This window comes from Devosia ginsengisoli, assembly GCF_007859655.1.
Lineage (GTDB): Bacteria > Pseudomonadota > Alphaproteobacteria > Rhizobiales > Devosiaceae > Devosia > Devosia ginsengisoli.
This window is the reverse complement of sequence record NZ_CP042304.1, coordinates 3,618,069-3,633,444: the sequence shown is the minus strand read 5'-3', so window position 1 is coordinate 3,633,444 and position 15,376 is coordinate 3,618,069. Positions and strand designations below refer to the sequence as shown.

Below are 15,376 nucleotides of genomic sequence, written 5' to 3'. Positions count from 1 at the left end.
GCATTGCGGTCAGCCCTTGACAGACCCGGCCATGAGGCCGGCGACGAGGAACTTCTGGAAGAAGATGACCAAAGCGAGGACGGGGGCGAGCTGCAGCGTTGCCGCCGCGAAAAGGACGCCCCATTGCGTGCCGGCGACCGAGTCCATGATGTTGGACACGATCAGCGGCGCGGTGACGGCGCGCGTGCTCGAAAAGATGAAGGCGAAGAGATATTCGTTCCAGGCATAGACGAAGACGAAAATGCCACCGGCAATCATGCCGGCCGTCGCCAACGGCAGCACGATGCGCAGGAAGGTCTGGGTGGTGGAGGCGCCATCAACCCGCGCGGCCTCGTCCAGCGTGGGCGGAATCTGGTCGATAAAGACCTTCATCATCACCGAAAGCATGGAGACCCAGAAGGCCGAATAGAGGACGATCAGCAGGATATGGGTGTCGCTGAGCTTGAGGGCATCGGCGATGGGAAAGAGCGGCAGCGACACCACGATGGGCGGCACCAAGCGCACCAGGATCGCAAAGAAGGCGCTGGCGGCAAGCAGCCGGCCCCGCTGCCGGGAATAGACATAACCTGCCAGCGTGCTGGTGGTGACCGCAAGGGCCGTCGCGCCCAGAGCCACGATCAGGCTGTTGCCCATATTGGGCAGGAATTGCGGAAAGGCGGCAAAGAGCTGGGTGTAGTTGTCGAAGGTGACATCCAGGTTGAAGCGTCGCGCCGGCGAGAAAATGTCGCGCTCCGGCCGGAACGAGCTGAGAACGATCAGCAGGATCGGCCCCAGGGACCAGATGCCCAGCATGCCGATGGCAAGGCCCCGCAGCAGCGTGGCGCGCAGGTCAGACTTCATTGCGGAACCCCGAGCGATAGACGTGATAGACGTAGAAGGAGGCGAGCAGCAGGGCGCCAAGAACCATGAGCCAACCCGTGGCGGCAGCCATGCCGAATTCGTTGTAGCGGAAGGCATTTTTGTAGAGATAGACCGCCATGACCTCGGTGGTGCGGGCTGGGCCGCCCTGGGTCAGCAGCCAGACTTCGCTGAAAATGCGGAAGCCGAAAATGTAGCGGAAGATGATGGCGATCAGGATTGCCGGCATCAGCAAGGGCAAGGTGACGAGCCGGAAGCGCTGCCAGGGCCGTGCACCATCGACACGGGCGGCCTCGCCGAGGTCGGCGGGAATGGCGATCAGGGCGGCATAGATGAGCAGGAAGCTGAACGGCAGGTGCAGCCAGACGCCGATCATCGACACCAATACCAGGGCCTCAATGGGATTGGTCGCCCAGTTGGGCACATAGCCAAGGGCCGAAAACAGGCCGGTCAGGATGCCGATGTCGGGCTCAAGCATGAAGCGCCAGGCGAGCACCGCCACCACTTCACTGACCGCGTAGGGCGCCAGGATCATCGCCATGAGCAGGGCCCGGCCGCGCTTGACGCTCTGGAACAGCAGGGCCACGCCGATGCTGAGGATGATCTCGACATAGACGACGATGTTGACCACGATCAGCGTGTTGACCAGCGAGCGCCAGAAGCTGGGATCCGACAGGATGGCCGCGTAGTTGGCCCAGCCGACGAATTCGGGAGTCGCGCCATAGCTCGATTCCGTGAAGCTCAGCCACAGCACATAGAGAGACGGCAATGCCAGGACCAGGATGAGCTGGAGCTGCATCGGCAACAGCATCAGCAAGCCCCCGAAGCGCCTGCGTTGCGCGGCCATTCCCATCGCTTTACCCGCCATTTCCCACCAACATATAATATAGGTTAGACTTCTGGATAACACGCTATGGCAGCGTAAAGCAGGCCATTCCGGTGAAATCGCGCCGAAACTAGCAAGGAAATTTGCAGAGTCAACACTTGACTTATGATATAAGTTGGCATTCTCTGCCGCCCGCATGACCAACGCGGTCCAGCCGCAAGGGAGGATATCGGCAATGACAAGACGCAAGGCCTACGCCATCACACTACTCGCGGCGGGCGCCGCACTCGCCAGCACGGCAGCGCTCCAGGCCAAGGACCTGACGCTGCTGACCCACGCCGCCATTCAGGGATCGATCACCGGCGCCAGCGGCACCGGCGGCGATGTCCTGGCCGGTTGGCAGCAGGAAAATGACGTCAATCTCAACTGGATCACCGCCGATATCGCGCCGCTGCACGATCGCCTGATGCGGGAAACCAGCCTCTCATCCACCAGCATCGATGTCGGGTTTATCCTCGACTCCTATGCGACCCAGGCGGCCCTGTCCGGCTTCGAGCCGCTCGATGACTGCCTTACCGGTCTCGATATCAGCGATATTCCGCAGACCTTCCTCGACCAGGTGAGCCAGGACGGCCAGTTGAAGGCCCTGCCCATCCGCCACGCAACCACGGCGCTGCACTACAACAAGGCGTTGCTGGCCGAGCATGGCATCGATGCGCTGCCCGACACGTTCGAAGGCCTGATCGAGGTCGCCAAGACGCTCAGCGGCAAATCGGACGATGGCACGCCGGTCTATGGGCTTTCGATCGATGGCACCAATGCGGGCGGCACCTATAACCTGCTGATGGCCTATGGCGCGACGCTGACCGACGCCCAGGGAAAGCCCTCCACCGATGTCGAGGCACTGACCAATGCCTATGCAGCGCTGGCGGATCTCTATGCAGCGGGCGCCCTGCCCTCCAACTTCACGGCCATGGGCATCGACCAGATCACCCAGGGCGTCTGGCAGGGCCGCATCGCCATGGCTGTGCAGCCCTTCAACCGCTACCTCACCTATAACGATGCCTCGAAGTCCGACTATGCGGGCCAGGTCGATGTCGCCGCCTTCCCCGCCGCCGAGGGACAACCCTCTCCCTATGTCGCCCGCACCACGGTATGGTCGGCAGTGATCCCGGCGAACAGCCAGAACAAGGAGCTGGCCTGCGATTTCGTGCGCCAGCTGGCCGATCCGGAAAATGTCGTGCTGATGACGCTCAACGGCAACGGGCCAGTGCGGACCGATGCCTATCTCGACCAGCGGGTCATCGACGCCATACCCTATGCGCAGGCCGAACAGCAGGCTGTGTTGGGCGCCAAGTTCGTCATCGCCCCCTTCGATCAGATCGGTCGCGCCCAGGACATGTATCTGGAAAACATGCAGGCGGCCGCGATTGGCCTCAAGACGCCGGAACAGGCGGCAGCCGATACGCTGGCTGCCATTGCCGAAGCCGCCGGCAACTAAACAAAGGCGGGCCCGGAAACGGGCCCGCTCCCATCAACAACAGGAATTTCCATGCCAGACCTGCGCACTATCTGGGCGAACGGGGGAACCGTTCTCAACTCCTTCATCAACCTGCCCGGCAGTTTTGCGACCGAGGTCATGGCCAGCGCGGGCTTCGATAGCCTGACGCTTGACCTGCAGCATGGCATGGTGGAGTTCGCCGACGCCATTCCGGCTTTCCAGGCCATGAATGGCTGGGATGTGACGCCCCTGGCGCGAATTCCCGCCATCGGTTCGCCCCTCACCGGGAAATTGCTCGACGCGGGCGCTGCGGGCCTGATCTGCCCGATGATCGAAACCGCTGCCGATGTACGCCGCTTCGTGGCGGATAGCCTCTATCCGCCGGACGGTCATCGCAGCAATGGCGCCACGCGTGCGGTTTTGCGCCATCAGCCCGGCATGTATCAGAAGGTCGCCAATGACCAGGTGATCCTGCTGCCGATGATCGAAACGGCTGCCGCCCTGCGTAATGTCGAGGAAATCGCAGCCGTACCCGGCATTGCCGGACTCTATCTTGGCCCTACCGACCTGGCCTTCACACTGGGCCTCGAGCCCAAGGGCGACAATACCACGCCCCAGCTCATGCAGGCCTATGGCGATGTCATCGCCGCTGCCAATCGCAACGGCATCATCGCGGCGCTGCATTGCGGCACGCCCGAATTTGCCCGCCGCGCCGTGGAGATGGGGTTCCGCATGGTGACCGTCACCGCCGATAGCGGCTTGCTGCTCAATGCGGCGCGCCAAGCCGTCGCCAGCTTCCGGGCCTCGTAGTCACAAAGGAAATACCCAATGGCAACGCTCCAGATCGATAAGGCCGTCAAGACCTACGGCACGCAGGAGGTTCTGCACGGCATTTCCCTCGATGTCGCCGATGGGGAATTCGTGGTGCTGGTCGGCCCGTCGGGCTGCGGCAAGTCGACCCTGCTCCGCATGATCGCCGGGTTGGAGGATATTTCGGGCGGCGAAATCTCCATTGCGGGCCGGGTCGTCAACGAGCTGGAGCCCAAGGAACGCAAGATCGCCATGGTGTTCCAGTCCTACGCACTCTACCCACATATGACGGTGGCCCAGAATATGGGCTTTTCGCTGAAGCTCGAAAAGGCGTCGACGGACAGGATCAAGCAGGAGGTGCAGCGCGCCGCACAGGTGCTGCAGCTGGAAGCATTGCTCGATCGCTATCCGCGCCAGCTTTCGGGCGGCCAGCGCCAGCGCGTCGCCATGGGCCGTGCCATCGTGCGCAATCCCGATATTTTCCTCTTCGACGAGCCGCTGTCCAATCTCGACGCGAAGCTGCGCGTAACCATGCGCGCCGAGGTGAAGGCGCTGCACCAGCGCCTGGGCACGACAACGGTCTATGTGACCCATGACCAGATGGAGGCCATGACCATGGCCGACACAATCGTGGTCATGCGCGATGGCCGGATCGAGCAGGCGGGCAAGCCGCTCGACCTCTACAATGCCCCGCAGAGCCTGTTCATTGCCGGGTTTATCGGCTCGCCCGCCATGAACCTGATCTCGGGGCAATGCCGGCACGCCGGCGGATCACCGCGCTTCATGGCCGCAAACGGCGCCACCTGGCCCCTGCCCGTCGATAGCCTGGCCCAGGATGGCCAATCCATTGTCTATGGCATCCGGCCCGAGCATCTCGATATTGCCGAAGATGGCGATATTGCCCTCAATGTCACCGTGGTGGAGCCGACCGGGGCGGAAACACTGATCCATGGCCGCGCGGGCGCGGATGAGTTGATCGTCAATATTCGCGGCCATCTCGACATCGCGCCCGGCCAGACACTGCGCCTCGCGCCGCAGATGGACCGCATCCATATCTTCGACCAGCAAACCGCACGCCGTCTCCAGGCCGGCGATTGACAAGAACAGGCACCATCAACATACCCATAGCATGTGAGAAGGCCCGGCATGTCTGATGCAGTAACCAGAGATGACGAGGACAAGCGCCCCTCGAACCTGACCGCGCAGGTCTATAATGCGCTGTGCCGCGCGATCCTGCGCGGCGATTACCCCATCGGGCAGTCCCTGCCCTCGGAAGGGGAGCTGGCCGCGCGTTTCGAGGTCAGCAAGCCGGTGATCCGCGCCGTGCTGCAGCAATTGTCGGCGCTCGGGGTCATCGAGATCCGTCAGGGCAAACCGAGCATCGTGCGGCGGGTTTCGCCGCGGCCGCTCGAATATTTCTTCTCTTTCGCCATGATGGAAACCGAGAACGGCCTGATGGAGGCGGTGCTGCGCCGTGGGCTTGAGACCTATATCGCTCAGCGCGCTGCCGAGCATATCAAGGTGTCGGACCTCAAGAAGCTGCGGGAAACCATCAAGACGATGGAAGCGGCGCGCAACGATTCCGAAGCGTTCATAGAGGCCGACCTGGCCTTTCACATGACCCTGGCCGAGGCGAGCGACAACCGCCTGCTTATGTTCCTGGTGCAGGCCCTGCGCGGCACGATCCACGAGACCGTCCGCATGCTGCATGTGCGCGGCATGCTGCCCGACCGGTCCGCCACCATTGCCCGCCACGTCGCCATCGTCGATGCCATCGCCGCCAGCGATCCGGAAGCCGCCCGGCTTGCCATGTCGGCCCATTTCGACGCCAGCGAAGAACGGACCATGGGCTCGAGCCTCAAAGGCCCCATCATGCTGGAGCCGGAGCAAATTATCGATTTCCTGGAGCGCGAGAGCAGCTAGCTCACTTGTCAGCGCTTTGAGCGATTGGTGGTTGACTTTGACACCGGTCGCGGTAACGTTCCCATGACGATGGGTCCGGCAAGAAGGCTCGTCGAGGGATGAGTCATGAGCAAGAGCCGCAATCGTCGGCCGACGATTATCGATGTCGCTGAGCGCGCCGGGGTGTCCAAGAGCACTGCGGCGCGGGCGCTGACGGGCTCGTCCAATATTACCGAAGAGACGCGCGAGAAGGTGGTGAAGGCCGCCGCTGCCGTGGGCTATGAGCGCAACCACCTGGCGGTGGGCATGCGCTCGGGGCGCTCGGGCATGCTGGGACTGGTCATCCCCGATATTACCAACCCGTTCTGGGCCGATGTGGCGCGCGGCGCGCAGGATCGCGCGGCCAAGAGCGGCGTATCGCTGCTGGTGTTTTCGTCGGACTGGGACCCGGAAGCGGAAACCCAGCATTTGCGGGCGCTGCGGCAGGCGCGGGTGGATGGGGCGATCATCAATCCGGTGGCCGATAATTTCGACGATCTCGACCGGTTCGGCCTGCCCTTCGTGTTCATCGGCTCGAGCGCCGAGCGCTTTGCCGATGTGTCGAGCGTCGGTTCGGACATTGCCCAGGCGGTGCGGCTGGGGCTGGACCACCTGGTCAGCAAGGGCCATCCGGCGCCCAGCCTGATCCTGGGGCCGAAATCGCGCCTGGCGCGGGCGCGCTTCCTGCGCGCGGTGCATGAGCATTGCGTGGAACGCGATATCGATCCGGCCATCCTGGCCGTGGAAGACGGAGAATATACGGTGGAAGGCGGTCGCGTGGCGATGCGCCGACTGCTGGAGCGGCCGCATGTGGGCCATGTCTCGGTGTTTGCCGCCAATGACATGATGGCGCTGGGCGCCATGATGGCGGTGCGCGAGGCGGGGCTGGATTGCCCGCGCGACGTGTCCATCCTGGGCTTTGACGGCATTCCTTCGGGCGAATTCGCCTGGCCGGGGCTGACCACGGTGGCCAAGCCCGGCCGCGATATCGGCGAGCGGGCCGTGGAAGGGCTTTTCGACGAAATCGAACACAAGCCGGAACACCGGCGCATCTTCATGCCGTGCCGCCTGATAGAGCGAGGCTCACTCGCCGATCTGTCGGCACAAAACCCCAACGCATGTCGGGGGCAGGGAGGGTCTGACCATGGTTGCCAAGGACAAGCAACGGATCGCTACTGCCTTTGCGAATGGGAACGTTCCCGCGCGTGGATCGGAATCCGTTGCGGGCGCGGAAACGATTAGCACAGAGGGCGAATTGGCTAACACACTGTTAGCATCGAGAACGGGCATGCGTGAAAAGGTACGGCAGTGGTGGCCCTATTACGCGATGATGGCGCCGGGCCTGCTGTTCTTCTTCATCTGGCATTACGTGCCGATCTGGGAGGCCAAGATGGCCTTCGAGAATGTGCGCATCATTCCGCCCAATATCTGGGTGGGGTGGAAGAATTTCGAGGTGCTGTTCGCCTCGCCCATTTTCTACCAGGTGCTGGCCAATACGCTGATCATTTCGGGCATGAAGATCCTCTTCGTGTTCCCGGTGCCGATCATGGTGGCCCTGCTGCTCAACGAAGTGCGCAGCGGCAAGCTGCGCGGGGCGGTGCAATCGGCAATCTACCTGCCGCATTTCCTGAGCTGGGTGGTGATTGCCGGCGTGTTCATCGCCCTGCTCTCGCCCACCGATGGCGCGGTCAACCAGATCCAGACGGCGATGGGGTTCGAGCCGGTCAACTACATGACCAATACCGGCACCATCCGCTGGGTGCTGGTGGTGTCGGAAATCTGGCGCTCGGCCGGCTGGGACAGCCTGCTCTATCTCGCCGCCATCTTCGCCATCGACCCGCAGCTTTATGAAGCCGCCGAAATGGACGGCGCCAATCGCTGGCAGAAAATCTGGCACGTCACCATTCCCGGCATCGTGCCGACCATTGCCACGCTGTTCATCCTCAATATGGGGATGTTCCTCAGCGCCGACCTCAACCAGGTCATCAACATGCAGAACGCGGTCAACGCCTCGACCATCGATATCATCGACACCTATGTCTACCGCATGGGGCTTTCGACCGGCGAATATGCGCTGGCCACCGCCGCGGGCCTGTTCAAGGCGGTCATCGGCATGACGCTGGTGCTGGTTTCCCATTTCGTCAGCAAACGGCTGACCGGCAAGGGGGTGTGGTGATGGCCAGCCAATCGCGCCGCACCCCGCTCGAGCGGGTCGAATATGTGCTGATCGTCTCAACGCTCCTGCTGCTGGTGGTGTTCACGCTGCAGCCGCTGCTGAACCTGCTGGCTCTGTCGCTGTCGGACCCGAGCAAGGTGGCCGGCTTTTCGGGCCTGTCGATCTTTCCGGACGGGTTTTCGCCCGATGTGTGGATGTTGCTGTTGCAGCATCCCAATGTGCAGCGCGGCATTTTCAATTCGGTGTGGATGACGGCGACCAGCGTGTGCATCGGGGTGTTCGGGACGGCGCTGATGGCCTGGGGCATGTCGCGGCCGGGCCTGCCGGGCCGGCGGCTGATCTTCATCCTCGTGCTCGTCACCATCGTGTTCGAGCCCGGCATCATTCCCGACTATTTCCTGATGAAGCGCATGGGCCTGCTCAACACGCCCTGGTCGGTCATCATGTATAAGGCGGTCAGCGCCTGGTACCTGATCATCCTGATCCGCTTCTTCGAGGAAATTCCCAAGGAATTGCTGGAGGCAGCCGAGCTCGACGGGGCCAATCCGTTCCAGACCTTCTTCATGGTGGTGCTGCCGCTGGCCAAGCCGGCTTTGGCCACCATTGCCCTGTTCTACCTGGTGCTGCACTGGAACGAGTTCTTCCGGGCAATGATCTACCTCAACGACCAGAGCAAGTGGCCTTTGCAGGTGGTGCTCCGGCAATTCGTCATCGAGGGCGACAAGGTCGCCATCGTGGGGGCCAATAACGTCAACAACAATCTGGGCCTGGCGCAGATCAATATCCGCGCGCTCAAGGCCGGGATGATCCTCATCACCATCCTGCCGATCCTGGCGATCTATCCGCTGATCCTGAAGTTCTTCACCAAGGGCACGATGTCGGGAGCGCTGAAGGGATGAGGATGCTGATCCAATCCGGTGCGCGTGGCCCCACCCCACCCTCAATCCCTCCCCATCGAGGGGAGGGAGGCGCAAGGGCGGGGCTTGAGTTCAAGCACAGGCATTTCCCCGATCACCGCACAGGCTTCCCTCCCCCTTGTGGGGAGGGGAGTGAGGGTGGGGGTCTTCAGGACGCCACCAGATTCAACCAATTCCGCGCGAGCGGTGTGAAAACCAAAAAACCAAGGAGGAACGACCCATGACTTTTAAGAAACTGCTGCTGGCGACGACGGCCATGGTGGCTTTGGGTGCGATGGCCATGCCGGCCATGGCCCAGACCACGCTGCGGCTGGTGAGCAAGGACCTGCTGACCACCAATCCTGACGACGTCAAGGAGATGGAAGAAATCGAGGCCGCGCTGAAAGCCCAGGGCACCGATGTCGATATCCAGATCGTCGATCTGCCCGGTTCGGGCTATGCCGATGCGCTGGGCGTGATGCTGCTGTCGGGCGATATCCCCGACATCATGTATTTCCAGGGCGGCGACCAGAAGATGGCCGAACAGGGCATTCTGGAAGACCTCAATCCATGGATCGAGAAATCGGCCCATATCAAGGATGCGCTGTGGCCGCACAATGTGGATCGCCTGGCCAACTATCCCTACCTGCTCTACGTCTACCCGCCGCGCGCGCCGCAGCCGGTGATGCGGCAGGACTGGCTGGACCAGCTCGGCCTCGAGCCGCCCCAGACGGTGGACGACTATGAAGCCCTGTTCCAGGCCATTCACGACGCCGATCTGGATGGCGACGGCACGACCGGCAATACGCTGGGCCTGACCGGCTATGGCAATACGTCGGAACTGGATTCGGTGTTCAACCAGGCATTCGGCGTGACCGGCACCTGGATGAAGGATGCCGATGGCGCCTGGGTCAGCTCGCGCGTTACCGACGCGGAAAAGGCCAAAATCGAATTCTATGCGCGACTGGCCAGCAAGGACCTGTTCGACAAGGAATTCGTGACCAACACCTGGGACGTCAAGGAAGACAAGTTCTATACCGGCAAGGCTGGCGTGATCTTCGGCTCGTCGCCGGAAGTCATCGACATCTATACCGGCAAGATGCGCCAGGCCCATCCGGGCGAAGAGATCGACCTGGCCCTGCTGCCGGTGCCCTCGGGCCCGGGCGGACAGGGGCTGGCCGCGGTGGACGTCTCCAAGGAATCGCGCGGCTGGGCCATTTCCTCGCTGTCGGAAAACAAGGAAGCGGCCTTTGCCGTGCTCGATTTCATGGCCTCCAAGGAAGGCCAGGATATCGACCGCATGGGCTTTGAAGGCGTGCATCACAATACCGATGCCAGCGGGGCGGTGACCTATACCGACCAGATTTCGACCTGGTATGCCCGTTTCTTCAACGCCGCCAACTGGACCTCGCCGACGCCGATGCTGAGCCCGACCGCCCAGCAGGCGCTCGACAACCTCAAGAGCGACTTCACGCCGGACAATGCCTTTGTCTGGCCGGCCGACTATGCCGCGGATGTGGACGCCACCGAGCAGGTCTATCGCTCGTGGGTGGCCCGCTTCGTGACCGGTGAAGTCTCCATCGACCAGTGGGACGCTTTCGTCAGCGAATATAACGCTGCCGGCGGGACGCGCATGGCCGAATATGCGGCGACGGTGCTGCAGTAAGGACGATGTGAGGGGGCATTTACTCCCCCTCACACCAGCGCCTCCCGCGGGCTTGACCCGCGGGTCACGTCCACACGGTGCACATGACGAGCGACCCCCGGATCAAGTCCGGGGGAAGCGATTGTGGGTGGGAGAGGCCCTGCCCAACATTCTGAATTGGTAACGAGAACAAAATGACCCAATCCCTCCGATCCCGTACTCGCGCCATGTTGCATGGCATTGCCCTGGGCGATGCGCTGGGTGCGCCGGTGGAGAAGCTGTCGGCGGCCGACATTCGCGCCCGCTATGGGCGGGTGCGCTCGCTCGATACGGAATGGCACAAGATGAGCCTCGACGCGGCGGCGCGGAACGGGCGGGTGCGCGGCAATGGCATCGTGACCGACGATACGCTGATGACGCTGGCGCTGATGGATATTTATGGCGACACGAAACGGCATCTGGACGCCTGGGACATGGCCGACGGCATGGTGCGCGAAATCGCCTGGAAGCCGCGCTGGGTGCCCGAATTGCAGCGCGAGGCGATGCTGATCGACCGGCTGTTCTATCCGGAAAAGTGGATTTTCCAACGGCACCAACTGGCCAATTGCGATCCGCGCCAGGGCGGCATAGGCAATATGGTGAACTGCGGCGCGGCCATGTATATCGCGCCCATCGGCGTGGTGAATGCCGCCAATCCGAAGGCGGCCTATGACGAGGCCATCGCCTTCGCTTCGGGACATCAGGAAAGCTACGGGCTGGAAGCGGCCGGCGTGATGGCGGCCGCGGTGGCCGCGGCTTTTGTGCCGGGGGCTGATATCGAGAGCGTGGTCGATACGGTGCTTGGCCTGGCCAAGGATGGTACGCGGGCGGCCATTGCCGATATTGCCGGGATTGCGCGCGAATTGCGCGGCAGCGGGGCCGATCATGAAGCAGTTTGCGCGGCGTTCCACAAGGCCATTGCCCGCTATTCCGTGATGGGTGACGACGTCAATCACATGCCCGAAAAGGTCGGGCGGCTGACCGATGCCTATCGGCCGAGCCGGCTGATGGCCATCGAGGAACTGCCGCTGGCACTGGGCTTCTGCCTGTTCAATGGGGGCGATTTCCGAGCCTCCATCGAGGACGGGATCAATTCGGGGCGCGACACCGATTCCATCGGCGTCATGGCCGGGGCGATCCTGGGGGCGCTGCATGGCGACGTGGTGATCGGGGACGATGACCGCGCCTTGCTCGACAGCGCCAACCGGCTGGACCTGATGGCTTCAGCAGATGTGTTTGCCACCACGGCCACCGCCATTCTTGCCGCCGACCGCGCGGCTGCCGATGCTCGCCGGGATGCGCTCGGCGCGCTCGGTGTCGGGCCATGACTGAATCAGTAGCCCTCATGGTGAGCCTGTCGAACCACGAGGGCGTGGCGCCCCAATCCTCCACTCACTCAACCTCGTGGTTCGACAAGCTCACCATGAGGTTTCTGGACTATCGCGGTACGCCCGCACATCGGAATTGAAAGAATAGCCATGCTCACCGAAATGCAAATCCTCGAAAAGATCTATGCCGGCTTTATCGGCAAGGCCATTGGCGTGCGCCTGGGCGCCCCGGTGGAGCCGACCATCTGGAGCTATGAGCGCATCCAGAAGACCTATGGCGAGGTGACGCAATATCTGCGCGATTTCAAGAATTTCGCCGCCGATGACGATACCAATGGGCCGGTCTATTTCATCCGGGCCTTGCGCGATTACGGGCTGAAAGCCACGGCCGCCGACGTGGGCAAGACCTGGCTCAATTATGCCGCCGAAGAGCATGGCATGTATTGGTGGGGCGGGTTCGGCGTTTCGACCGAGCACACGGCCTATCGCAACCTGCGGGCCGGGATTCCGGCGCCGCAATCGGGCTCGATCGCGCAGAATGGGACGACGGTGGCCGAGCAGATCGGCGGGCAGATTTTTATCGATAGCTGGGGCTGGGTGAATCCGGGCAATCCGCAGCGCGCGGCCGAAATGTCGGCCATGGCGGCATCGGTGGCGCATGATGGTGACGGGCTCAATGGCGCGCGCTTCTGTGCGGCGGCGATTGCGGCGGCATTCGAGGCGAAAAGCATCGACGAGATTGTCGAGACGGCTTTGGCCACGGTGGATGCCGGATCGACCTATGCGCGGGTGTGCCGCGCGGTGATCGATTTCTTCAAGGCCAATCCCGATGACTGGCGGGCCTGCCGCGACATGCTCACCGCCGACTGGGGCTATGACCGCTACCCGGGCGTGTGCCACATCATCCCGAATGCCGGGGTGACCGTCATGGCCATTCTCTATGGCAAGGGCGACCTGCCGCGCACGGCCGAGATCGCCACCATGGCGGGCTGGGACACCGACTGCAATGCCGGCAATGCGGCGGCCATCGTCGCCACTTTCCAGGGGCTGCAGGAGGGCTGGGACAAGTATCGCAAGCCGATCAACGATTTCCTCGTGGCCTCGGGCATTGTGGGGTCGATCAATATTGTCGATATCCCCAGCTTTGCGCGGGAATTGACGGTGCTGGCGCTGCAACTGGCGGGGGCGAGGTGCCCGCCTTGTGGCTGGAGGATTTCACGCGGCGCGGGCTGCGGTTCGACTTCGATCTGCCGGGCTCGACGCATGGTTTCCGCACCGAGGGGTTCAACCAGATTTCGCTGCGCCATTCGGGCGAGCGGCATGTGGACGGCTCGCGCGGGTCGCTGGAAATCCAGCTCGACCGGCTGGAGCGCGGCCAGGGCGGGCGGGTGTTCTGGAAGCCGTTCTATCGGCGGACGGACTTTGACGACGAGCGCTATCGGCCGATGTTCACGCCGGTGGTGGATGCGGGACAGACCGTGTCGTTCAAGCTGTGGCTCGATCCGTGGAATGGCGACGGCAATCTGCGCGTGGCGCCCTATGTGCGGCGGACGATGAGCGGGGCTATCGAGGAAACCGGGGCCTGGGACGTGCCGTCGGCCGCGGGCTGGCAGGACTATAGTTTCGTCGTGCCCGAGGGGGTGGAAGCCGTGGACGAGATCGGCATTTCCATCGAATATTTCGGGCGGCTGAAATTCCTCGGACGGCTGTTCCTGGCCGATTTCAAGGTCGAGGGCGCCGGGCATACCACGATCGAGCCAGAGACCGAGACGCAGGAATGGGGCGCCATCACGCGCTTCACCTATAATCGCGGGCACTGGACCAAGAGCTTTGGCCGCATCCAGGGCCATACGGCCAGCGACGCCGATATGTGGACCGGGCATTATTATGCGCGCAACGTGACGGTGAAGGCCGATATCCAGCGCCTGTCGGGTGTCTCGCAACTGGTGACGGCACGCGTACAGGGCACCGGGCGCTTCTATGCGGCCGGCTTCGAGGGCGATGAAGTGATCATCCTCAAGGAGGATTTCGGCACCACCGTACTGGCCCGCGCGCCGTTCAAGCCGGAGACCGGCAAGAGTTACCAGTTCGCCTTTAGCGTTGAGGGCGACAGGCTGAGCTTTGCCGTGGATGGCAAGGAACTCATCACCGCCACGGACGGCACTTATGACTATGGCATGGCGGGCATTCGGCTGGCTTCGGCCGGGCGGATGAGCGTTGGACGCATCGAGATCGTCGAGACGGCATAAGCCGCAAGGAGGACCAGCATGTCGGAAATCGAACTCAAGCAGGTCGGCAAGCGCTATGGCGACGTCACCGTGCTCAGCGACATTTCGCTGGAAATGGCGGATGGCGAATTCGTCGTGCTGGTCGGGCCTTCGGGCTGCGGCAAGTCCACATTGCTGCGGATGATCGCCGGACTGGAGGACATCACTTCCGGCCAGATCACCATTGGCGGCAAGGTGGTGAACAACATGCCGGCCAAGGAGCGGGACATCGCGATGGTGTTCCAGAGCTACGCGCTCTATCCGCATATGAAGGTCGCCGACAATATGAGCTTTTCGCTGCGGCTGGCCGGGGCCGCCAAGGCCGAAATCCGCCAGCGGGTGGCCGAAGCAGCGGAAATCCTCGGCCTCGAAAACCTGCTCGACCGGTTGCCGCGCGAACTGTCAGGCGGGCAGCGGCAGCGCGTGGCCATGGGCCGCGCCATCGTGCGCAATCCGCGGGCCTTCCTGTTCGATGAACCGCTGTCGAACCTTGATGCCAAGCTGCGCGTCAAGATGCGCGGCGAGATCAAAAGGCTGCATCAGCGGCTGGGCAAGACCATGGTCTACGTGACCCACGACCAGACCGAGGCCATGACCATGGCCGACAAGATCGTGGTGCTGAATGGCGGCCATATCGAGCAGGCCGGCGCGCCGCTGGAACTCTATAACAATCCGGCCAACCTCTTCGTCGCCGGCTTTATCGGCTCGCCCGAGATCAACCTGTTCGAAGCCCGCTATGAGGGCGGGGATTCCATCACCATCAAGGGTGGACCGACCCTGCCGCTGGGCACCGCGCTGGATGTGAAAGCGGGTACCGACATCGTCTATGGCGTGCGGCCGCAGCATATCACGCTGGGTGAAACAGGCGTACCGGCCAAGGTGCTGGTGGTGGAGCCGACCGGCGACGCGCAGGAAGTGCTGGCGCGGGTGGGCGACGAGGATATTTCGGTCGTGGTGCGGGATCACGCGCTGCTGGAGCCGGATGAGGCGGTGAAGCTGGTGATCGATCCGGCGAAAGTGTTTGTTTTCGACAAGGCGACGGGGTTGAGGCTGCGGTGAGCTGCGATGTTGCAGTCGGCTCCCTCCCCC

General features: G+C 62.8%; 14 protein-coding genes. 12 read left to right on the top strand and 2 right to left on the bottom strand.

Annotated features, from left to right (window positions below; translation table 11 throughout):
• Window positions 1-9: 9 nt before the first annotated feature.
• Both FPZ08_RS17840 and FPZ08_RS17835 read right to left on the bottom strand, forming a co-directional pair.
• Complete coding sequence (locus FPZ08_RS17840; protein WP_146291485.1) at window positions 10-840, bottom strand: carbohydrate ABC transporter permease; 831 nt, start codon at window positions 838-840, stop codon at window positions 10-12.
• Complete coding sequence (locus FPZ08_RS17835) at window positions 830-1,669, bottom strand: carbohydrate ABC transporter permease (RefSeq protein ID WP_246132696.1); 840 nt, start codon at window positions 1,667-1,669, stop codon at window positions 830-832. Before FPZ08_RS17835 ends, FPZ08_RS17840 begins: the two co-directional genes overlap by 11 nt.
• Before the next feature lie 250 nt (window positions 1,670-1,919).
• Between FPZ08_RS17835 and FPZ08_RS17830 the strand changes: the two genes are divergently transcribed.
• The 12 genes from FPZ08_RS17830 to FPZ08_RS17780 all read left to right on the top strand — a co-directional run bounded on the left by FPZ08_RS17830 (window position 1,920) and on the right by FPZ08_RS17780 (window position 15,346).
• Entirely contained in the window at window positions 1,920-3,185 is a 1,266-nt protein-coding gene (locus FPZ08_RS17830) for an ABC transporter substrate-binding protein (RefSeq protein ID WP_186767069.1), read from the top strand.
• Window positions 3,186-3,236: 51 nt separating this feature from the next.
• On the top strand, window positions 3,237-3,995 hold the full coding sequence (locus tag FPZ08_RS17825; RefSeq protein ID WP_146291481.1) for an HpcH/HpaI aldolase family protein: 759 nt from the start codon (window positions 3,237-3,239) through the stop codon (window positions 3,993-3,995).
• Between the two features lie 18 nt (window positions 3,996-4,013).
• On the top strand, window positions 4,014-5,093 hold the full coding sequence (locus FPZ08_RS17820) for an ABC transporter ATP-binding protein (RefSeq protein ID WP_146291479.1): 1,080 nt from the start codon (window positions 4,014-4,016) through the stop codon (window positions 5,091-5,093).
• Window positions 5,094-5,141: 48 nt separating this feature from the next.
• Window positions 5,142-5,918, top strand: coding sequence for a FadR/GntR family transcriptional regulator (locus tag FPZ08_RS17815; RefSeq protein WP_146291477.1), 777 nt, complete (start codon window positions 5,142-5,144; stop codon window positions 5,916-5,918).
• A 105-nt stretch (window positions 5,919-6,023) separates the two neighbouring features.
• Window positions 6,024-7,178 (top strand): LacI family DNA-binding transcriptional regulator, encoded by a 1,155-nt coding sequence (locus FPZ08_RS17810; protein ID WP_146291475.1) that lies wholly within the window; start codon window positions 6,024-6,026, stop codon window positions 7,176-7,178.
• 46 nt (window positions 7,179-7,224) lie between these two features.
• Entirely contained in the window at window positions 7,225-8,112 is an 888-nt protein-coding gene (locus FPZ08_RS17805; protein ID WP_246132695.1) for an ABC transporter permease, read from the top strand.
• Complete coding sequence (locus FPZ08_RS17800; RefSeq protein ID WP_146291472.1) at window positions 8,112-9,011, top strand: carbohydrate ABC transporter permease; 900 nt, start codon at window positions 8,112-8,114, stop codon at window positions 9,009-9,011. Before FPZ08_RS17805 ends, FPZ08_RS17800 begins: the two co-directional genes overlap by 1 nt.
• A 238-nt stretch (window positions 9,012-9,249) precedes the next feature.
• The gene (locus tag FPZ08_RS17795) at window positions 9,250-10,674 is read left to right on the top strand and encodes an extracellular solute-binding protein (protein ID WP_246132694.1); all 1,425 of its coding nucleotides are present in this window, start codon (window positions 9,250-9,252) and stop codon (window positions 10,672-10,674) included.
• A gap of 173 nt (window positions 10,675-10,847) precedes the next feature.
• On the top strand, window positions 10,848-12,020 hold the full coding sequence (locus FPZ08_RS17790; RefSeq protein WP_146291470.1) for an ADP-ribosylglycohydrolase family protein: 1,173 nt from the start codon (window positions 10,848-10,850) through the stop codon (window positions 12,018-12,020).
• A 150-nt stretch (window positions 12,021-12,170) separates the two neighbouring features.
• Entirely contained in the window at window positions 12,171-13,577 is a 1,407-nt protein-coding gene (locus FPZ08_RS22455) for an ADP-ribosylglycohydrolase family protein (RefSeq protein WP_246132693.1), read from the top strand.
• A complete protein-coding gene (locus tag FPZ08_RS22450; RefSeq protein WP_246132692.1) occupies window positions 13,499-14,269 on the top strand; it encodes a hypothetical protein in 771 nt (256 codons plus the stop codon). Before FPZ08_RS22455 ends, FPZ08_RS22450 begins: the two co-directional genes overlap by 79 nt.
• 18 nt (window positions 14,270-14,287) lie before the next feature.
• Window positions 14,288-15,346: an ABC transporter ATP-binding protein gene (locus FPZ08_RS17780; RefSeq protein ID WP_146291469.1), complete on the top strand. Its 1,059-nt coding sequence runs from the start codon at window positions 14,288-14,290 to the stop codon at window positions 15,344-15,346.
• Window positions 15,347-15,376: the final 30 nt, after the last annotated feature.